Source organism: Pristimantibacillus sp. PTI5, assembly GCF_048572955.1.
Taxonomy (GTDB): Bacteria; Bacillota; Bacilli; order Paenibacillales; family Paenibacillaceae; genus Pristimantibacillus.
Map to the genome: position 1 here is coordinate 3,877,772 of NZ_CP183886.1, position 18,400 is coordinate 3,896,171.

General features: G+C 52.9%; 17 protein-coding genes and 1 riboswitch. Of the genes, 13 read left to right on the forward strand and 4 right to left on the reverse strand.

Annotated elements, in window-relative coordinates; all coding sequences use genetic code 11:
* The 5 genes from pxpB to ACN6MW_RS17400 all read left to right on the forward strand — a co-directional run bounded on the left by pxpB (position 1) and on the right by ACN6MW_RS17400 (position 4,704).
* Positions 1-747: a 5-oxoprolinase subunit PxpB gene (gene pxpB / locus ACN6MW_RS17380; RefSeq protein WP_419871330.1), complete on the forward strand. Its 747-nt coding sequence runs from the start codon at positions 1-3 to the stop codon at positions 745-747.
* The gene (locus ACN6MW_RS17385) at positions 744-1,757 is read left to right on the forward strand and encodes a biotin-dependent carboxyltransferase family protein (RefSeq protein WP_419871331.1); all 1,014 of its coding nucleotides are present in this window, start codon (positions 744-746) and stop codon (positions 1,755-1,757) included. Before pxpB ends, ACN6MW_RS17385 begins: the two co-directional genes overlap by 4 nt.
* A gap of 154 nt (positions 1,758-1,911) precedes the next feature.
* Positions 1,912-2,679, forward strand: a complete 768-nt coding sequence (locus ACN6MW_RS17390; RefSeq protein ID WP_419871332.1) for a DeoR/GlpR family DNA-binding transcription regulator — start codon at positions 1,912-1,914, stop codon at positions 2,677-2,679.
* A 160-nt stretch (positions 2,680-2,839) separates the two neighbouring features.
* The gene (locus tag ACN6MW_RS17395; protein WP_419871333.1) at positions 2,840-3,697 is read left to right on the forward strand and encodes an EamA family transporter; all 858 of its coding nucleotides are present in this window, start codon (positions 2,840-2,842) and stop codon (positions 3,695-3,697) included.
* A 44-nt stretch (positions 3,698-3,741) separates the two neighbouring features.
* The gene (locus tag ACN6MW_RS17400) at positions 3,742-4,704 is read left to right on the forward strand and encodes a metallophosphoesterase family protein (RefSeq protein ID WP_419871334.1); all 963 of its coding nucleotides are present in this window, start codon (positions 3,742-3,744) and stop codon (positions 4,702-4,704) included.
* An 87-nt stretch (positions 4,705-4,791) separates the two neighbouring features.
* Here the strand turns inward: ACN6MW_RS17400 and ACN6MW_RS17405 are convergent, their stop codons facing one another.
* The 3 genes from ACN6MW_RS17405 to ACN6MW_RS17415 all read right to left on the reverse strand — a co-directional run bounded on the left by ACN6MW_RS17405 (position 4,792) and on the right by ACN6MW_RS17415 (position 7,317).
* A complete protein-coding gene (locus ACN6MW_RS17405) occupies positions 4,792-5,712 on the reverse strand; it encodes a proline dehydrogenase family protein (protein WP_419871335.1) in 921 nt (306 codons plus the stop codon).
* A 100-nt stretch (positions 5,713-5,812) separates the two neighbouring features.
* On the reverse strand, positions 5,813-6,889 hold the full coding sequence (locus ACN6MW_RS17410; protein ID WP_419871336.1) for a phosphodiester glycosidase family protein: 1,077 nt from the start codon (positions 6,887-6,889) through the stop codon (positions 5,813-5,815).
* Positions 6,886-7,317, reverse strand: a complete 432-nt coding sequence (locus ACN6MW_RS17415) for a hypothetical protein (RefSeq protein WP_419871337.1) — start codon at positions 7,315-7,317, stop codon at positions 6,886-6,888. The genes ACN6MW_RS17410 and ACN6MW_RS17415 overlap by 4 nt, the downstream gene beginning before the upstream one ends.
* Positions 7,318-7,584: 267 nt before the next feature.
* On the opposite strand from ACN6MW_RS17415, the gene ACN6MW_RS17420 reads away from it, so the two are divergent.
* The 3 genes from ACN6MW_RS17420 to ACN6MW_RS17430 all read left to right on the forward strand — a co-directional run bounded on the left by ACN6MW_RS17420 (position 7,585) and on the right by ACN6MW_RS17430 (position 11,069).
* Positions 7,585-9,342, forward strand: a complete 1,758-nt coding sequence (locus ACN6MW_RS17420; protein WP_419871338.1) for a stalk domain-containing protein — start codon at positions 7,585-7,587, stop codon at positions 9,340-9,342.
* A 119-nt stretch (positions 9,343-9,461) separates the two neighbouring features.
* Positions 9,462-10,445 carry a peptide-methionine (R)-S-oxide reductase MsrB gene (gene msrB, locus ACN6MW_RS17425; RefSeq protein ID WP_419871339.1) on the forward strand — a complete coding sequence of 328 codons (984 nt, stop codon included), beginning with the start codon at positions 9,462-9,464 and terminating at the stop codon, positions 10,443-10,445.
* Between the two features lie 54 nt (positions 10,446-10,499).
* On the forward strand, positions 10,500-11,069 hold the full coding sequence (locus ACN6MW_RS17430; protein ID WP_419871340.1) for a nitroreductase family protein: 570 nt from the start codon (positions 10,500-10,502) through the stop codon (positions 11,067-11,069).
* Positions 11,070-11,174: 105 nt separating this feature from the next.
* Here the strand turns inward: ACN6MW_RS17430 and ACN6MW_RS17435 are convergent, their stop codons facing one another.
* Positions 11,175-12,452, reverse strand: a complete 1,278-nt coding sequence (locus ACN6MW_RS17435) for a LysM peptidoglycan-binding domain-containing protein (protein WP_419871341.1) — start codon at positions 12,450-12,452, stop codon at positions 11,175-11,177.
* Between the two features lie 556 nt (positions 12,453-13,008).
* Positions 13,009-13,108, forward strand: a riboswitch (purine riboswitch).
* Positions 13,109-13,423: 315 nt separating this feature from the next.
* Here ACN6MW_RS17435 and purE point away from each other — a divergent pair.
* The 5 genes from purE (at position 13,424) to purS (ending at position 18,400) form a co-directional block, all read left to right on the forward strand.
* Positions 13,424-13,909 carry a 5-(carboxyamino)imidazole ribonucleotide mutase gene (gene purE, locus ACN6MW_RS17440; protein ID WP_419871342.1) on the forward strand — a complete coding sequence of 162 codons (486 nt, stop codon included), beginning with the start codon at positions 13,424-13,426 and terminating at the stop codon, positions 13,907-13,909.
* Entirely contained in the window at positions 13,906-15,081 is a 1,176-nt protein-coding gene (purK, locus tag ACN6MW_RS17445; RefSeq protein WP_419871343.1) for a 5-(carboxyamino)imidazole ribonucleotide synthase, read from the forward strand. The genes purE and purK overlap by 4 nt, the downstream gene beginning before the upstream one ends.
* Positions 15,082-15,088: 7 nt before the next feature.
* Positions 15,089-16,384: an adenylosuccinate lyase gene (gene purB, locus ACN6MW_RS17450; protein ID WP_364151026.1), complete on the forward strand. Its 1,296-nt coding sequence runs from the start codon at positions 15,089-15,091 to the stop codon at positions 16,382-16,384.
* Between the two features lie 15 nt (positions 16,385-16,399).
* Positions 16,400-17,296 carry a phosphoribosylaminoimidazolesuccinocarboxamide synthase gene (locus ACN6MW_RS17455; protein WP_419871344.1) on the forward strand — a complete coding sequence of 299 codons (897 nt, stop codon included), beginning with the start codon at positions 16,400-16,402 and terminating at the stop codon, positions 17,294-17,296.
* Between the two features lie 858 nt (positions 17,297-18,154).
* On the forward strand, positions 18,155-18,400 hold the full coding sequence (gene purS, locus ACN6MW_RS17460; protein ID WP_171056467.1) for a phosphoribosylformylglycinamidine synthase subunit PurS: 246 nt from the start codon (positions 18,155-18,157) through the stop codon (positions 18,398-18,400).

An 18,400-nucleotide genomic window follows, 5' to 3' on the forward strand; every position in this document is an offset into this window, starting at 1 on the left:
ATGATAAACGATACTCCGTTCCCCTATGAGCTGCTGCCGCTTGGCGATTCAGCCGTCATCCTTCGTTTGGCGGGCGGGATCAGCATCGAGACTCATCGTATCGTGAGCAGCCTTACGGCTGCTATAGAGGCGCAGCCGTTTGCGGGCTTTATGGAATGTGTGCCTTCTTTTGCCGCGGCAGCCGTCCACTATGATCCGCTGCTCGTGAGCAGAAGCCGCGCGGGAGACGAGCTTATGCATGGAACCATTTTTGAAACGGTTTGCGCCAGGCTGAAGGCATGTCTTAGCAAAGAGCTGACGAGTGCAGCGGATCAGGTAACCAGGATGGTGGAAATTCCGGTCTGTTATGGCGGCGAATACGGTCCGGATCTTTCTTTTGTGGCGGATCTTAACGGGCTCTCAGAGGAAGAAGTCATTGCGATTCATGCGGCGGGTTCTTATTTGGTATATATGCTGGGCTTTGCGCCGGGCTTTCCGTATTTGGGCGGGATGTCTGAGGAAATAGCGGCCCCGAGGCATCAGACGCCGAGAACGAGCATTCCGCAGGGCAGCGTCGGTATCGCAGGCAAACAGACGGGGGTATATTCCGTTTCGACTCCTGGCGGCTGGCAGCTGATCGGCAGAACGCCGCTTGCGCTGTTTCGCCCGCAGGAAGAAATTCCGAGTCTGCTTAGACCCGGCGATTCCGTCCGGTTCAAGCCGATTACGAGCCAAGAATACATGCTGTACATAGAAGGTGAGTTATGAGTATTACCGTCATTCGGCCCGGCCTGCTCACTACCGTCCAAGACCTTGGCAGATATCGTTATCAAAAATACGGCGTCGTACCCGGAGGAGCCATGGATACGGGAGCGGCGCGGGCGGCTAATCTATTAGTCGGCAATGAAGGGCATGAAGCGGTGCTGGAGATTACGCTGGCCGGAGCGGAGCTGTTTATCGACAAGGATATGGTAATCGCAATCTGCGGCGCGGATCTGTCGGTGACCGCGGCAGGCGAGCGGCTGCCGCTTTGGCGGCCTGCACTCCTAGGTGCGGGAGTCGTCATTAAATTCGGAGCCAGCCAATCCGGCTGCCGCGCCTACCTAGCGGTCGCGGGCGGATTCGATGTACCTGTCGTCATGGGCAGCAGGAGCACTTACCTGCGCGGCGCTATCGGAGGTTATCAGGGAAGATTGCTTAAGTCGGGGGATGTGCTTTCTGCCCAGGCACCAGGCTTGCTGTCCGAACGAATCAAATCGCTGCTGAGCGGCAGCCTGAATGACGGCTTCGCCGTGCCGCACTGGCATGCGAGTCATTTTGCGATTGCGGACAGCCTAACCGACCCCATTATTCGCGCAATGCCAGGCACTCATTTCGAGCTGCTAACGGAGGACGGCCGGCAGGCGCTGTTTCGTCAAACGTATCAAATCGCGGTACAATCCGACCGGATGGGCTACCGGCTGGAAGGCGCGCAGAAGCTTGCGCTTGCGTCACCGCAGGAGCTGCTGTCGGAGGCCGTCGCAAACGGCACCGTTCAGCTCCCTTCCGACGGCAATCCGATCGTGTTATTGTCCGATAGGCAGACAACAGGCGGTTATCCGCGGATCGCGCAGGTCGCCACGGTGGATATTCCGGTATTCGCGCAGCTGAAGCCCGGTGACCGCTTCCGCTTCGAAGCCGTCACCCAGCAGGAAGCGGAGCGGCTATATTTGGACAGCGAACGCGATATGCGCATGCTGAAAGCAGCGATAGCGTTAAAAATTAACGCAGCTAACTAATCCGGCCGTATGCGGCTGGTGACATTGTCTTCCTCATGCTAAGCTTCTGGCGGACGATTGTACCTGTCAGTTAAGCTCCTCTGCCCGATTTGTGGTAGACTACTAATCAGAAGCAGGGAAGTCCGGAAGTTTTGGCATAAAGGAGTGGAGGCAATTGTTTGTACAACAGCGTCATCAATTAATTATCCAGAAATTAAATACGGATAAATCGATTCGCGCGTCGGAGCTTATGGAAACGTTCGGCGTGTCATTCGAAACGATACGGCGGGATCTGGAACATTTAGAAAATGCCGGATATTTGCAGAGGGTCCATGGCGGCGCAATCCTGAAACAGCCGGATTATAGCACCGAAATTCCATTGCCGATTCGTGAATCGATCTACTTGACGGAGAAGACGGAATTGTCGCAGCTGGCCGTTCGATATGTGACGGAAGGGATGTCCATCGCACTCGATGTTAGCACCACCAACACGCAGATTGCGAAGGCGCTCAAGACGAAGTTCGATAAACTGACGATCATTACGAATTCGCTTCCGATCATAAATGAATTAATGGATATGCCCGGTTATACGCTGGTCATGATCGGCGGCGTTATCCGGCAAGAGGAACAGAGTATTATCGGTGATTTGGCAGAAGAATTCGCGTCCCGCTTCCACGCCGACCTTTTCTTTATGAGCATGAGCGGGGTTACGTTGGAAGAAGGCATTACCGACAACGCGATCGGTGAGGTGCAGGTGAAGAAAATCATGCAAGCGAAAGCGAAACGCACAATCGCTCTTGCCGACAGCAGCAAATTTGATCAGGTCTCCCTGCTCAAGGTATGCGGCTGCGGGGAGGTCGAACGGTTCGTTACGGATTCGAAGATCGACCTGGATTTAGTCGCGAAATACAAACGGAGCGGCATTGAGATCGTTTATGAGTAGAATGAATAAAGATTAGGGGCTTCGATGCTCAAATGATTCTTGGCGAATGGCCAAGGGTCTTTTTTTTTTTTGCTTTTGTGTATTTTATACTAAGTTATTGTAAATATGTGTGTTTGTGTGTTATTGTGTTGAAAAAAGGGTTGGAGGAGTTGTTGCCTCATTGCTTGTCATCTCACTTATTCTTGTATTGTGTTCCGGCTTGGCACATGCCGTTTGGAACATGCTGGCGAAGCAAAGCACGGATAAAGCGGTTTTCTTATGGGTGATCTATATGCCCGCGACCATCCTCTTGCTCCCGGCACTCATCCATGAGTTAGCTGGTGCGTCATTTTCTCTGCTCATGTGGCTGTTAATCGGGGCTTCGCTTATGATGCAAAGCATCTATTCGCTGCTGCTTGCCTACACCTATAACGCCGGCGATTTATCGCAAGTGTATCCGGTCATGCGAGGCACGCCAACCCTGCTTATTCCAGCGTTTGGGGTATTTTTGTTTGACGAGGCCTTGGCCTTATGGGGCTGGATCGGACTCAGCTTTATGCTGACCGGGTTCGTCGTTATGCTAGGGAGATCCTCGGGCAAGGGACAGCGCAAGGGGCAGCAGTTTAAGCCGATGCTGCTGGCCATGAGCGTCGGCCTATGCATTACCGCTTACACGCTTATCGACAAGGCGAATTTGCAGCATCTATCGCCGCTGGCGCTGCTTGAAGTGACGAACATCGGCTTCGTGCTTGGACTGACGCCTGCGGTTGTTCGTTCCAATCGTTTAAGGCATGTGATCCGCACACATTCGAATCGGATATGGATTGGCGCTATTTTGTCGCCTGGTTCGTATTTGCTGTTTTTGTTTGCAGCTAGAAATGCCAATGTTTCAACAGTCGCGCCTATGAGGGAGGTTGGCATCGTATTCGGCACGCTGCTCGGCCTCTTCGTATTGAAGGAGTCGCAAGGGATCCGAAGGATTACGGCTTCGGTCGCTGTCGTCGCAGGTATCATCATGATTGCGTCTTCAGGGCATTAAATCATTTTATTTAGCTACTTTACTTAGTGGAGAGAGGGATGAAGATGGAAAGCGCTAAAGAGCTTCGTTTTCGCAAAGACGGCACTTTTACCATTGTTCAATTTACGGATATTCATTGGCAGGACGGCGGGGAGCTGGATTTGCAGTCGAAAGCGGCCATGGAGCTTGTGCTTGATGCCGAACAACCGGATTTTGTTATGTTCACGGGGGATGTCATTTATACGGGCAAGCATTCGGATGGGTCATGCTCATGCGGCGATCCGAAACAAGCGTTTCGGGAAGCGGTTGCCGCTGCCGAGCAGCGCAGCATTCCATGGGGGATCGTATTCGGCAATCACGATACGGAGAACGGCATTACCCGCGATGAGCTCATGGTCGAGGTGCTGAAGCACGCGTATACTTTAGCGGAACCAGGGCCGCGTGATATCCACGGAACTGGCAACTATGTGCTTCCTGTCTTCGGGGCTGACGACGATCAAGCGGCTGCCCTGCTCTATTGCCTTGACTCCGGCGATTATTCCGGGCACCCCCGCGTACCCGGCTACGATTGGATCCGGCATGATCAAGTGCAGTGGTACTTGGAAAAATCCCGCGAATGGAAAGCCCGGAGGCAGGATGTTGTATTGCCGGCTATCGCCTTCTTTCACATTCCGCTCCCGGAATACCAAGAAGTATGGGACACGGAAATATGTTATGGCGATAAAAACGAAGAGGTTTGCGCCGCGCGGACGCAAGCGGGATTCTTTTCGGCCATGCTGGAGCAGGGAGACGTGACGGCAGCCTTCTGCGGACATGACCATACGAATGATTATTGGGGAGAGCTTTACGGGATCCGTCTTTACTACGGACGGGCAACCGGGTTCAACACCTATGGCAAGGAAGGCTTCCCGCGAGGCGCCCGCGTGATCCGCTTGACCGAGAACGAGAGGAACGTGGATTCGTGGCTGCGTTTAGCCGACGGCTCTGTCGTCCGCCATCAGGCGGAGCATCGGCCGGTAATCGGCTGATTGACGTCCCCATCCCATCCAACTCATCGGCCACCACCCAGGAATGATAAAAAAAAGCTGAGGCCCTCGCAGGCTTCAGCTTTTCTATTAGAACATATTTTTGAGCACCAGCATAAGGTTTGCGGGCTTCTCGGCCAAACGCCGGGTGAAGTAGGGATACCACATGCTCCCATAAGGGACGTAGCAGCGGATGCGGTAGCCTTCCTTAGCCAGTCGGGCTTGCTCATTCATCCGGAGACCGTACAGCATTTGGAATTCAAATGCGTGCTTAGGAATCCGATGCGCCCGCGCGTAGGTTTTCACCCAGCTAATGATCGTATCGTCATGCGAAGCGATTGCGGCATAGATGCCTTTATCCAAATGCAGCTTAATCATGCTTTTGAAGCTGTCGATGATTTCGGCCTTGTCTTGATAGGCGACCTCGCTTGATTCCTTATAGGCGCCCTTAACGAGGCGGAGGCTTATCCGCGCTTGCAGCAAATCCCTGACATCCTGCTCCGTTCGGAAAAGGTAAGCCTGCAGCACGGTGCCGACATTGGTTAATCCTTCGGCATGAAGCCGTTTGACGATATCGATTGTCGCTTGGGTGAAAGGCGTATTCTCCATGTCGATTCGTACGAAGTTGCGGTGGCGCCGCGCATGCTTCACGACATCTCGAATATTGGCAAAGCATGCTGCATGGTCGAGTGCGAGTCCCATTTGGGTCGGCTTTAACGAGACGTTGGAGATTACTTTACGCTGGGCAATGCCCTCGATAAGTTTCAGATATTGTTCTTTGTAAGCTGAAGCCTCGCTTAAATTCCGAATGCCCTCGCCAAGATGGTCCAGCGTGGCCATAACGCCCAGCTTGCCCAGCTTCTCGACTTCATCCAAAGCCTCATCAAGCGTTTCTCCCGCAATAAACCGGCCGGCGAGTTTTTTGCCATAGGCCGTTGAAAGCTTTTCTACGAGCGGCATGCCCGTAATCGTCAGCAATGATTTGCGATACCATTTCGATCCGATGCCCATCCGTGCTGCTCCTTTCCAAAAAACGATAGTAGGAGTCTGAATCGGGAAGCTCGATAGTAGTATATTCAGAAATCATCGCCACCGCGCTATGCCGGCCTAATTATTTAAAGAACAGAAAGTGGGTCGGCAGCTTTCGCAGCACGCCATCCGAAGGCTTATTGATGACCCGTCCGTTAAAAATAAGCGAGGAGGAGCCGCCGCCATCCAGATTATAGCCGTCAACGGCGCCATAGCGCTGCAGCAGCAGCTGCATTTCGCCTAGCGTGGCGCCCGAGCTTCCCGATTCGTTATAGCCGTCGGCTACAAGAAACAGCAGCTGATCGTCCTTATAGTTGGCTACAACGGTGCGGGGCGCCCGCTTCGGGCTGGTTTGCCACTTCATCGGGATCGGCTGCGGAGCCCCGCCTCTCAGCAGTACGGGTACAAAGGAAGCGCCGAATTTTGGTTTCTCGGCATCCAGCTGTGCTTTGCTCGCGAATTTCCCCCCGATCAGCTCATTCTGATCATTCAAACCGACAAAAAACAAATCCGCATGGGGCGGTTCAAAGCCCGTAGCATAGCTGCCGTCGACGATGGTCGTGCTGAGCGGATAACGCTTGCCGCGTCCATCCGCGAAGCCGCCCGCATTGACGCCGGCGACAGCCCCGTGACGATTGACCGCGGCAAGCGTAGACTCTGCCTTGCCGAGCTCGTCGCCGCCGAGCGACATGGTCATGGCATCTTTGCTCTTCAGCTTCACTTTTAGCGCATACGCCGTGAAGTTTTCCGCTTTTATGTAGAAGAGCTGAGCCCTAAGCTTGTCTGATTCCACGGTGGCAGAAGCATTGCCAAGCCTTCGCGTAATGTTGCGGTCGTAAATTTGCAAAGGCTTCATCGCTTGGGAGGCGGCCATCGACGAAATTTTTGCCATGTCCGCATTCGTCTGCTGGTACAGCTTGATTTGCCTTTGAATCGATTCACGCGTTTGCGAAGCGGTTTCCTGTGCAAGATCAAGGCCTGCCGCGGCAGGCGAAATATCGGATTCTGGGAGCCTAGCTTGCTCGGTGACGGGCTTAGGAAATGCTTCGGCAGATAATTGGATGACCATATCGGATAATAGCAGCCAGATCATTACGCCAAGAAACGGGGCACATGCGAGTAAGGCGGTACGGTTTAATGCTTTTACGGTGATGTTCATTTGAGCACATCCAGGTTCTTCTGCAGCTCATTCAGCTGCTTCTTCACCTCGTTCAACTGCGTGTACAGCTTGTTGCTGTTATCGGTCTTGGAGGCAGCGTTATCCTTCGTGAACGTTAGCAGCTCGTTGAGCGCGTCCACCTTTGCTTTAAGCTCCGTTAAATCCGCCGTATAATCCGTTTCCAGCTGCAGCATGCGTGCCTCGTAGGCTTGCTGCATGGCCGCGATTTGGCCCGCAGTTTGCCGTTCCAGATCCGCGGATAAGGTTTGCTGCATCCGTTCGGTATACCATTTCGCGCCGAGTATGCCGGAGCATATAATAATGACCCATACGCAGGCGAAGAGGAGAAAGGTACGGTTTCCTCTTTTTCTGCGTGTCTTCTTGTCGGTTTGGCTGGCAGTACGTTGTTCCAAAATCAAATCACTCATTCTATTCATTCACCTCTCTTGTTAGTCACTTGCACGAAAGATCGGATGAACGAACTGCAAGCATTGGTGGTTCATTATTTTAGACAGCAATCCATGCCAAATAGTTGCGCATGTCATCTTATTGTAACAAAGTGAAATGCAGATGTCCCCTATGTAAGGTGGAAATAAATTGTAAATTTTAAAAATCAGCGGAACATTCTCACCCACTTGTGCGTCTAACCATACGGGATGCAGCAGTCGATGCTGCAAATTTGGAAGGAGAACAGGATGAGTAGAGTGAATTGGATCAGTCGAATGGCCAAGCGGATTATAGTTGCTAGCTTGCTAGTTTCGCTTGCGGGAACAGGGTTTGGAGCGAAGGAAGAGGCAAATGCGGCAGAGCGTCAACCGATAAAATTGGTATTTGTCCACGGTTCGAAGCAAATGTCGTTGAACGGGAAAACGCAGCAAATGACAACGCCGCTTCCGGTAGTAAAAGGAGTCACGATGATTCCGGTCCGTACGCTTGCGACTTCTGTAGGCGCAAGCGTATATAACGATAGCAAGGGTACTCATATCGATACTTATTTCAACAAAGTAACGCTGAATGTCAACATGCGCGGCGCGAACCGCAACGGAAGGTATTTGCTTTTGCCAAATGCGGCTATGCGTATCAACGGGACGATGCATGTCCCTTTATCCGCGGTAAAGCTCCTTTGGAATGCGGGCTACGTCTATAATGCGCAGCTGAAGCAAATCAGCATTACGATTCAGCCGGAGCCGAATGTCGCGCCGGTAGCCAAATTCACTGCGCCGCTCGAGGTGATGCAGGGCGAGAATATCGAATACGAGGATCTTAGCTACGATCCGGACGGCAAGACCGTTAAACCGATCTGGACAGGACGCAAAAGCACCTATTTCGAACCGGGCGTCTATACGGTAACGCTGAGCGTTTACGACAGTGAAGGACTTAGCAGCGGGGTCGTGTCACAAGATATCACCGTTACGGATGAAGTGATGTACTCGCCTTACGAATATTTCATGCGTTATGGTAATCCGGGCGATAAATTCGTGCTCGACGGCAAGCTGATGAACACCTTTAAAGAGGTTTCAACCATCGAATCCAAAAGCGGGCGCACCTTGTACATGTCGAATGCGCCGGAGCGTTTCTTCGGTGAAGGCCTCCTCTATGAGGATACGTTGAATGATCCCAGCCGATTGTTCCTCCATCACCGCAACGGCTCCCAAGAGCGGCTAAAGCTAGCGGTAGTCGCAACGAACAAGGGAGAGGAGAGCGTTAAACTGACGATTGGCAACCGCGGATTGGCTGGGCCAAGCGTAAGCGCGCTTCAGTTCGGATCCGCTGCGGTAAGCAGATATTTTGTGCCGTCCCAGCCGCGCGAAATAATCATTGAGCCGGGCGCATCCATCAACCTCATGCCGGAGATGGAGAAAATCATCATGAATCCGGATGAAGGCTTTTCCGGCCTGCTTGATGTAGACATGGATGGCGAGTTGACCTTCTCGACGATGGCGCTAAAAGAATTCACGGATCCGGTCAGCGCGGTGTTTACACTGCCGGAGCTCGAGAAAGTCGGCAACCGCGGCAAGTTTTTTGATACCGATCAATACATCGAAGTAACTGAAAAGGTTGGCGTTACCGAAAGCAAGCTACGCCTCGGCCAGCGCGGTCCGGCTATGGCGGGCGTAGATGCACTGACGGGCGGAATGACGATTAACGGCGGGGAGTATGGCGCCGTGACGACGATCAAGCTCAAAAGCGTCGCTTACGGAACGCGTATTATTTTGAATCCGCGCGCGGGTATTTTCCAAGGGGCGGTCACGGTGAACGGGAAAGTCGTTTCGGTGCCGTCCGGCGGACATGTGAAGGTAGGCGAGGGTGCGCTGCTTTATACGCAGCTAAGACCCGAGGGAGCGGCAGGCCTGCAGGCAGCGCCTGCGGTGACTATTCAATATACGTCGCCTGGAGCAAGCTCATTGCCGATCCTATTCGTATTTCTTCCGGCATCGGATTTTAAATCATAATGATTAGGAGGAAGCGCCTTAAGGAATCGGCGCTTCCTCCTTTTTTTGTTGTTGACCCTCCTCGTCATGTATACTAGAGATAGTCATTATGATTAGAACCATTGAGGAGGATGATCAGTATGGATCAACCAATTACAAATAACGGCGCAAGCCAAACTGAAGCCAAAGCCATGTTCGCAGGCGGCTGCTTCTGGTGCATGGTCTCGCCCTTCGAAGAAATGCCCGGCATTATCTCAGTCGTTTCCGGCTATACGGGAGGCCACACCGTCAACCCGACTTACCAGGAGGTTTGCTCGGAGACGACCGGCCATGCGGAGGCGGTACAAATTACGTACAATCCGCAAATCTTTCCCTACGAGAAGCTGCTGAACATCTTCTGGATGCAAATTGATCCGACCGATGCGGGCGGCCAGTTCCATGACCGCGGCGAGTCTTACCGGACGGGCATTTATTATTATGACGAGGAGCAGCGCGAGCTGGCTGAGGCTTCCAAACGGGAGCTCGAGGCGAGCGGCCGCTTTGACCGTCCGATCGTGACGGAAATCGAGCCGGCGCAAGCTTTTTACCCGGCAGAGGATTATCATCAGGGCTATCATAAAACGAACCCTTACCGCTATAAAATGTACCGTAAAGGCTCCGGCCGCGACGCGTTTATCGCGCAGAATTGGACGGTTAAGAAAGACAAAGACGAGCTTAGGCAGCGTCTGACCCCGATTCAATACGAAGTCACGCAAAACAGCGGCACGGAGCGCCCGTTCACCGGCGAGTACTGGGACCATACCGAGGATGGCATTTACGTGGACATCGTATCCGGAGAACCGCTGTTCAGCTCCCGTGATAAATACGATGCAGGCTGCGGATGGCCGAGCTTTACGAAGCCGCTGCAGGCATCGGCAGTAGCAGAGCATACCGACACTTCGCATTATATGGTACGGGTTGAGGTTCGCAGCAAGGAAGGCGATTCCCATCTTGGGCATGTGTTCGATGACGGACCGCAGCCAACCGGGCTTCGGTACTGCATTAACTCCGCATCGCTGCGGTTCATTGGCAAAAATGAGCTGGAGCAAGAAGGGTACGGCGAATATTTGCATCTTTTCGAATAATCTTCTGCCAATCGGCAGATGAAAAAACTCAAATGAGCGGAGGAGATACGGAAGATGAACGTTGAAGAAGCGATTCGCACGCGCAGAACGATCGGAAGAGTGAAGAAAGACCCTGTAGACCGCGCGCTTATTGAACGGCTGCTGGATGCGGCCGTCTGGGCGCCCAGCCATCATAATACGCAGCCATGGTCCTTTATTGTCATGACAGGCGAGGGCCGAGGCCGGCTTGCCGAGGGATATGCCCGCGTATCCGCAGCCGCGGTACCGGACATGACCGGACAGGCGCTTGAGGATCGACTAGCGAAGGAACGGTCAAAAGCTTACCGCGCTCCTGTTGTGATAGCGGCAGTATGCTCGCCCTCGAATGATCCGCGGGCGGTTCTGGAAGAAGAGCTGGCTGCCGCTCAAGCAGCCGTGCAAAACCTGCTGCTCGCCGCGCATGCAAGCGGACTGGGCGCGATCTGGCGCTCTGGCGATCCGATGTATCACCCGCTTATGAGAGACACATTCGGGCTTGCGGAGAAGGACCAGATCGTTGGCTTCATTTACTTGGGTTATCCGGATATGACGCCGCCGGAGCCGCAGCGTATACCTGCTACCGCGAAGACGGTATGGCTGGTGTAGCGTACTATAAAATGCTTATGAAACAGGCCGTGCCATTCGGGAAATACGAAGGGCGCGGCCTGTTTTTGGTTTGCATAGGGTCAGTCCTTGCTGAATGCTTACGCCTCATACAAGCTTCTTAATGGTAAAGTTCGCCTGCAGAACATACCAGTTTTGCGGGAACGGAACGCCGAGCACCCAATAGCTGACGCCGCGCAGGTTATAGCTTTTTACGAGATTGAACTTGGCCTGCACGCTTCGCGCATCCTCGAACCAGACGGAGTGCTCGCGGCCTTCATTATCATAATAGTTGTAGTGGGGGGATTGCGCTTCTTCGTCGTATGCAATGGTTGCCCCGTATTGATTAGCCCGGTTGACCGCCGCCTGCGGGCTGACGGTGGGTGCCCATTTCGCCCCTTGCACGTAAGGCAGCGTCCAGTCATAGCCGTATAACGGCATGCCCATCACGATTTTTTGCGCGGGAATAACGCTTAGCGCGTAAGTAAGGACTTTATTGACCTCGTTCAGCGGCGCAACGGCGCGGGGAGGACCGCCGGACCAGCCCCATTCGTAGGTCATGAGGATAACGAAATCAACGATGCGGCCATGCGCCGGATAATCATGCGCCTCGTACAGCGTACCCGTTTGGGCTGCGCTGGTCTTGGGGGCAAGGCAGGTAGATACGAGATAGTTTTGCGGATGCAGGCTGTCTACGAGCCGCTGCAAAAAAGCGTTGTACAGCTCGCGGTCGGCCGGCAGCACATATTCGAAATCGACATTAAGCGCGAGGTAGCCCTTTTGCTTCATTGTGGCGAGAATGTTGCCGATAAGCGTTTGCTGAAGCGCGGGATCGCTTAATACCGCATGGGCAATTTCCGAGCTGAAGGTCCCGCTCTCAAAATTGGTGATGACCATCATCGGAGCGACCTTCGCTTGATAGGCGGCATTAATGACCGCGGAGTCGTCGAGGGTCGTAAAGGACCCGTCAGCCTGTACGCGGTAGCTGAACGGGCTTAAATACGTTAAGTACTGACCGATTTCCTGAACGGTCCCGACGCCTTCAGGACCGAATTTTTCGGTGTAAGCATTGACCTCTATGGTCGGCCGTGCCGCCTGCGGGATTACAAGAGTCTGACCGGGATAAATGAGCGCGGGATTTGTGATTTGATTGACCTCCGCAAGCTCCTTCAGCGTGACGCCGTATCGCTGGGCGATTATCCAAAGCGATTCGCCGACAAGCACCTTATGGGTGGCTGCCTCGGTTGGTATGATAAGGGATTGACCGACCACAAGCGTATTCGGATCGCTTAACCCGTTGGCGTCCGTGATCTCGCTGACGGATACATCAAATTTTTGAGCCAGCTTATACAGCGAATCGCCTTTTTGCACCACGTGGATTTGCAACTTCGCCGAACCTCCTTTTCTAGTCCATTGTTCATGCGTTCGCGACTGCGGCTTGTTTCTGCGCGCATACCAAAAAAGTCTCCATTATAACTGTATTCAGCGGAGATTGTCCCTAGTCTGGAAAAGAAGCGCGTGGGAATGCCGGGCATTGGGAATATTAGATAATAAGTACAAGATGCCGCCGCTCATTCCTCATTTTTTTCGAAGGAAGAACTGCTTGTGTTCGGTGCATATAGGCCTTTTCTTTGCGAAAATGGAACGAATTGGAGCTTAGGCGGGGCATGAAAGGCAAATGCAGTGGTCTAAACCCCTTAATTTGGGTATTTCACTCGGAATTCGACGTTGTTTTATTCAAAAAAACGAACCTTTATAAAACATTGTCTTTTAATGTTCGTATTTCATTGACAGTGGTTTGGGGATTAGATAAACTAGAATAGGCTTGAGGCGGAGCGCTCTGACACAGTGAAACATGTTGGATATTGTCGAAGCCGAAGACATAAAAGTATGACTTTAAAGTTAAAATTGGAATACAAGGATGAATCATCATATTTTCTTCCTATTTCATTTACATTCATCTCGTATATATTTGGGATAAGGCCTGAATGTTTCTACCCGAAAACCTTAATTTTCGGACTACGAGCAAAATGAGACGACATGCGATACCGAGCGTTCGCAATAAGCGAGCACGCTGCATAAAGATGCCTTTTGGTTAGATAGAGGTTGCCTCTCTTACGAGGCAGCCTACTCTTGTCTCTATGGCCATGCAGCGCAGCTTGAATCGCCCTCATTAAAGTGAAGCATGATCTATCGATAGCGGGTTCGCATGAATACCGGTCGTTTCTCCTGCTTCCGCTCCGGTCCTGCGGCATCCCCATTCTTATGGTTGCTGACGGGCCTTTTCTGTTTTTACCGCTTCGAGTTCATGAAGCTTAATGATTGATAATCTTATATACGAAAGTGGGTTTGATCGCATGTCTGCGAAGGTGGGCGTCATCATGGGCAGCAAATCGGATTGGGACACAATGAAATTAGCCTGCGATATTCTAGAGGAATTGCAAATTCCGTATGAGAAAAAGGTCGTTTCGGCGCATCGGACGCCGGATTTGATGTTTGAGTACGCGGAGACTGCGGTACAGCGCGGGCTTAAGGTGATTATTGCCGGCGCCGGCGGAGCTGCGCATTTGCCCGGCATGGTCGCTGCAAAGACGATTTTGCCGGTTATTGGCGTTCCCGTGAAATCATCGAATCTGAGCGGGCTGGATTCTTTGCTCTCCATCGTTCAAATGCCGGGCGGGATTCCCGTGGCTACGGTTGCGATCGGCAACGCGGGCGGCACGAATGCGGGATTGCTTGCGGCTCAAATGCTGGGAGCATTCGACCCTGAAGTGCAGGCGCGCGTGGAAGCGCGACGCGAGCGCGTGAAGCAGGAAGTGCTGGAAAGCAGTGAGACGCTATGAGTCAGAAAACGGACAAGCAGCCTTTAAAGACGCTGCTGCCGGGCAGTACGATCGGGATCTTAGGCGGAGGCCAGCTTGGCCGAATGCTTGCGAACGCGGGCAGCGCGATGGGCTATCGGTTCATTGCGCTTGACCCGACCGTGGATAGTCCAACCGGACAAGTTGCCGAGCAAATCGTGGCGCCATACGATGACCGCGAAGCGGCAAGGGAACTTGCGAAGCGTTCGGATGTCATCACTTATGAATTCGAGAACGTTGACGCAGACGTAGCAGCGATGCTCATGGAAGAGTCGTATGTGCCGCAAGGCAGCGAGCTGCTCTACACGACGCAGCATCGGCTTCGCGAGAAGCGTGCGATAGAAGCGGCCGGCGTGCGGGTAGCGCCCTACCGCGAGATTCGCAGCGTGGTTGAGCTTCAAGAGGCGGTAGCTGCCTTCGGTACGCCATGCGTGTTGAAGACGGCGATGGGCGGCTATGACGGCAAAGGGCAGTGGGTCATCCGCAGCGAGGATGAAATCGAAGAAGCGTATGAGACGCTCTCGCGCGCGAAGGTCCAGCTGGTGCTGGAGCAGTTCATTCGTTTTGAAAAAGAAATATCGGTTATAGCGGCACGAAGTCCGCAGGGTGAAATCAAAACGTTCCCTGCCGCGGAAAACATACATGTCGATAATATATTGCATTTGTCTATCGTACCGGCAAGAATCAGCGAGGAGCTGCAGCAAGAGGCTGAGCGCCTTGCAACCCGGATTGCCGAAGGCCTTGGCGCAGTCGGGCTTATCGCGGTTGAACTGTTTGTTACGGCGGACGGCGAGCTGTTCGTAAACGAGCTTGCGCCCCGCCCGCATAACAGCGGACATTACACGATGGAGGCCTGCCGAACGTCGCAGTTCGAGCAGCATGTGCGGGCGGTATGCAACCTGCCGCTTGGCGACACGACGCTAATGAGTCCTGTCGTGATGGTCAACGTGCTCGGTGAGCATGTCGAGCCGCTGCTTGCATTGACGGCACGCCGGGATGAGTCGGCCGAGCGGTTGAAGGTCGCGCCGAAGGTTCATTTGTACGGGAAGAAGGACGCTGTTGCAAAGCGGAAGATGGGCCACGTCAACGTGCTGGCGGAGAATACGGACGCCGCACTGAGCTGGATTGAAGAAACAACTATTTGGAAGGTGTGAAGGATTAATGTTGGAGCGTTACAGCAGACCGGAAATGAGAGCAATTTGGACAGAGGAAAATAAGTTTAGAGCATGGCTGGAGGTTGAGCTTTGCGCATGCGAGGCTTGGTCCGAGCTGGGCGTTATTCCTAAGGAAGATGTTGTCGCGCTTCGCGCTTCCGCTGATTTCGACATTGACCGCATTTATGAAATCGAGCTGGACACTCGCCATGACGTTATCGCCTTTACGCGTGCGGTATCCGAGAAAGCGGGCCCTGAGGGCAAATGGGTGCATTACGGCCTGACTTCCACGGATGTCGTGGATACGGCGATCGGCTACCTGCTGCTTCAAGCCAATGAAATTCTCGTCAAAGACATCGAGCGCTTCATTGAAATCCTAAAAAACAAAGCACTTCAATATAAAGATACGCCGATGATGGGCCGTACTCACGGCGTTCATGCCCAGCCAACGACGTTCGGTCTGAAAATGGCGCTTTGGTACGAGGAAATGAAGCGTAACCTGGAGCGTTTCCACCATGCGGCTCAAGGCGTGCAATTCGGAAAAATGTCCGGCGCTGTAGGAACTTTCGCTGACATCGATCCTTTCGTTGAAGAATTCGTGTGCAAGAAGCTCGGCATTACGGCCGCTCCAATCTCGACGCAAACCTTGCAGCGTGACCGCCACGCTGAATATATGGCAACACTTGCGCTCGTCGCTTCGTCGCTCGACAAGTTCGCTACCGAAATTCGCGCTTTGCAGAAGAGCGAGTTCCGTGAAGTCGAAGAGCCGTTCGCAAAGGGCCAAAAAGGCTCATCCGCCATGCCGCATAAACGCAACCCGATCGGCTGCGAGAACATTTCCGGCTTGTCCCGCGTCATTCGCGGACATATGGTTACCGCTTATGAGAACATTGCGCTTTGGCATGAACGCGACATCAGCCACTCTTCGGTAGAACGGATCATTTTGCCGGATGCAACGATGCTGCTTAACTACATGCTGAACCGTTTGGGCAATATCATCAACAACCTGACCGTGTTCCCGGAAAACATGAAGCGCAACATGCAAGCGACATACGGCGTGCCGTTCTCGGGCCGCGTATTGACGAAGCTGATCGACAAAGGCTTCAGCCGTGAAAAAGCGTACGATACCGTGCAGCCGCGCGCAATGCAGGCGTGGGAGACACAGCGTCAATTCCGCGACATTATCGGCGAAACGGAAGAAATTACAAGCGTGCTTTCAACGGAAGAAATTGACGATTGCTTCAACCCGGCTTGGCATTTGAAGCATGTGGATACGATCTTCACGCGTTTGGGATTGATTTAAGGGGAGGCTGGCCTGATGACCGCAACATCGCAAGCTTTATCGACGGCTGTCGATTATATAAAAGCTCCGCTCATTTACAAAGGCAAGGTACGCGAGCTTTACGATCTGGGCGAGCATTACCTGATCGTCGTAACGGACCGGATCTCGGCATTCGACTATGTGCTTGACCCTGCTGTACCAGACAAAGGCAACGTGCTGAACCGCCTATCGGCTTACTGGTTCGAGCAAACGGCCGATATCCAAGTGAATCATGTCGTGCATACTGATGTGGAGAAGCTTGGCGTACTCGTAACGGAGCCTGAGCTGCTGAAAAACCGCATCATGGTCACCCGTAAAGCGGAGCGTATCGATATCGAGTGCGTCGTTCGCGGCTATATAACGGGCGGCGGCTGGAGACAATACCAGCAAACATCGGCTATCAACGGGATCGAGCTTCCGGCTGGCCTTCGCAAAAACGAACGTTTTGCGGCACCGATCTTCACGCCGGCAGCGAAAAACGACGTTGGCCACGACGAGGACATCCCATTTGAGAAAATGGCTGAAATGGTCGGCGCCGAGCTTGCCGAAGAGCTGCGCGACCGCAGCATCAAGCTTTATGAGTTCGCTCACGGCTATTGCGCCGAGCACGGCATTATTCTTGCCGATTGCAAATTCGAGTTCGGACTGATCGACGGCAAAGTCGTGTTGATCGATGAAATCTTTACGCCGGACTCCTCGCGTTTCTGGGCAGAAGGCAACTATGCGCTCGATATCGAGATCGATAGCATGGACAAAGAGCCGGTGCGCACGTATCTGCTCGGCTCCGATTGGGACCGCGACAGCAAGCCTGCGCCGCTGCCTGAATCCGTAGTAGCCGAAACAACGGCCCGCTACCGCGATATCTACCGCCGCCTGACGGGCGTCGAACTATAGAAAACGTAACTGCCCGCAAATTTCTGCTTCATATGCATCGGGAATAGCGGTAAAATTAAACGATATTTCGATTCAGGGCAGGGATGCTGAGAGGAATAAAGGTATTTCCGGGCGTTAATCGGCACCAAATCGAACTAGGACATCGAAATGAAGCCATTAACGCCCATAAGTACTGCTATTCGCAGCAAACTGGCTTTTATGGTTAAATTAGCAGGAAAAACTCCTGTTAATTCAATCGCAGCTTGTAAGTTGAGTGAATTAACGGTAAAAACTGGCGTTAAATGTGATCCAATCGAGCTAGGACGCCGAAACTGTTACAATTAACGCCTAAAATTCCCGCTAATTGCAGCAAACTGGCAATAGTATTTGAATTAACGGGAGTAAATCCCGTTATATTAAAAAATCCGCCAAAGCAGGCGGGAGAAATGACAAAAACAACGCCGAGCGCAAGCATTGACGCTGACATAGGGACGCCAAGCGTATGCCTTCAAGGCAGGCAGTCAGCGAGAGCGCTGCTGCACCCATTGCTTCACCGATCAACCTTGCAAAGGTTTGAAGGACTTCGAAAGCGACGTAGACAACAATCTCTGCGCACGTACCGAGCATCGTCATCAAATCTGCGAGGAAACCTTTGCTTCACCGACTCACTCGAAACGGTTTGAAGGCCATGTGCTCACGCGAAGCGTGGGAGTTGTTGTCGCAGAGCGACAGCGATCGCTTCTTGAAGACCGGGAAATACCCGCTAAGCGGTGTCATCAAATTTCCCGGCTTCGAAAGCGACGTAGACAATAACCCCTACGCCCGCGCGCAGCATCATCCAACAATCGCATCGAGAAAAACCCACATTTTCAGGAGGCTATTATGAAGGCAACCGTCTACGTCACCATCAAGCAAAACGTTTTGGATCCACAAGGAACCGCTGTACAAGGCGCGCTTCACACTCTGGGCTTCGCCGAAGTCGAAAAAGTACGCATCGGCAAATATTTGGAGCTTGAACTCGATACGACTGACCGCGCCGAAGCGGAAGTACGCATCAAAGCAATGTGCGAAAAACTGTTCGCGAACACGGTTGTAGAAGATTTCCGTTTTGAACTGGAGGGTTAA

Bases quoted from the DNA above. Each gene is read 5' to 3' on its own strand.
- pxpB (WP_419871330.1), top strand. From the start codon at position 1: ATGATAAACGATACTCCGTTCCCCTATGAGCTGCTGCCGCTTGGCGAT.
- ACN6MW_RS17430 (WP_419871340.1), top strand. From the start codon at position 10,500: ATGAACGTTGAAGAAGCGATTCGCACGCGCAGAACGATCGGAAGAGTG.
- purK (WP_419871343.1), top strand. From the start codon at position 13,906: ATGAGTCAGAAAACGGACAAGCAGCCTTTAAAGACGCTGCTGCCGGGC.
- ACN6MW_RS17415 (WP_419871337.1), bottom strand. From the start codon at position 7,317: ATGAGTGATTTGATTTTGGAACAACGTACTGCCAGCCAAACCGACAAG.
- ACN6MW_RS17400 (WP_419871334.1), top strand. From the start codon at position 3,742: ATGGAAAGCGCTAAAGAGCTTCGTTTTCGCAAAGACGGCACTTTTACC.
- ACN6MW_RS17385 (WP_419871331.1), top strand. From the start codon at position 744: ATGAGTATTACCGTCATTCGGCCCGGCCTGCTCACTACCGTCCAAGAC.
- msrB (WP_419871339.1), top strand. From the start codon at position 9,462: ATGGATCAACCAATTACAAATAACGGCGCAAGCCAAACTGAAGCCAAA.
- purB (WP_364151026.1), top strand. From the start codon at position 15,089: ATGTTGGAGCGTTACAGCAGACCGGAAATGAGAGCAATTTGGACAGAG.
- purE (WP_419871342.1), top strand. From the start codon at position 13,424: ATGTCTGCGAAGGTGGGCGTCATCATGGGCAGCAAATCGGATTGGGAC.
- ACN6MW_RS17420 (WP_419871338.1), top strand. From the start codon at position 7,585: ATGAGTAGAGTGAATTGGATCAGTCGAATGGCCAAGCGGATTATAGTT.
- ACN6MW_RS17405 (WP_419871335.1), bottom strand. From the start codon at position 5,712: ATGGGCATCGGATCGAAATGGTATCGCAAATCATTGCTGACGATTACG.
- ACN6MW_RS17455 (WP_419871344.1), top strand. From the start codon at position 16,400: ATGACCGCAACATCGCAAGCTTTATCGACGGCTGTCGATTATATAAAA.
- ACN6MW_RS17410 (WP_419871336.1), bottom strand. From the start codon at position 6,889: ATGAACATCACCGTAAAAGCATTAAACCGTACCGCCTTACTCGCATGT.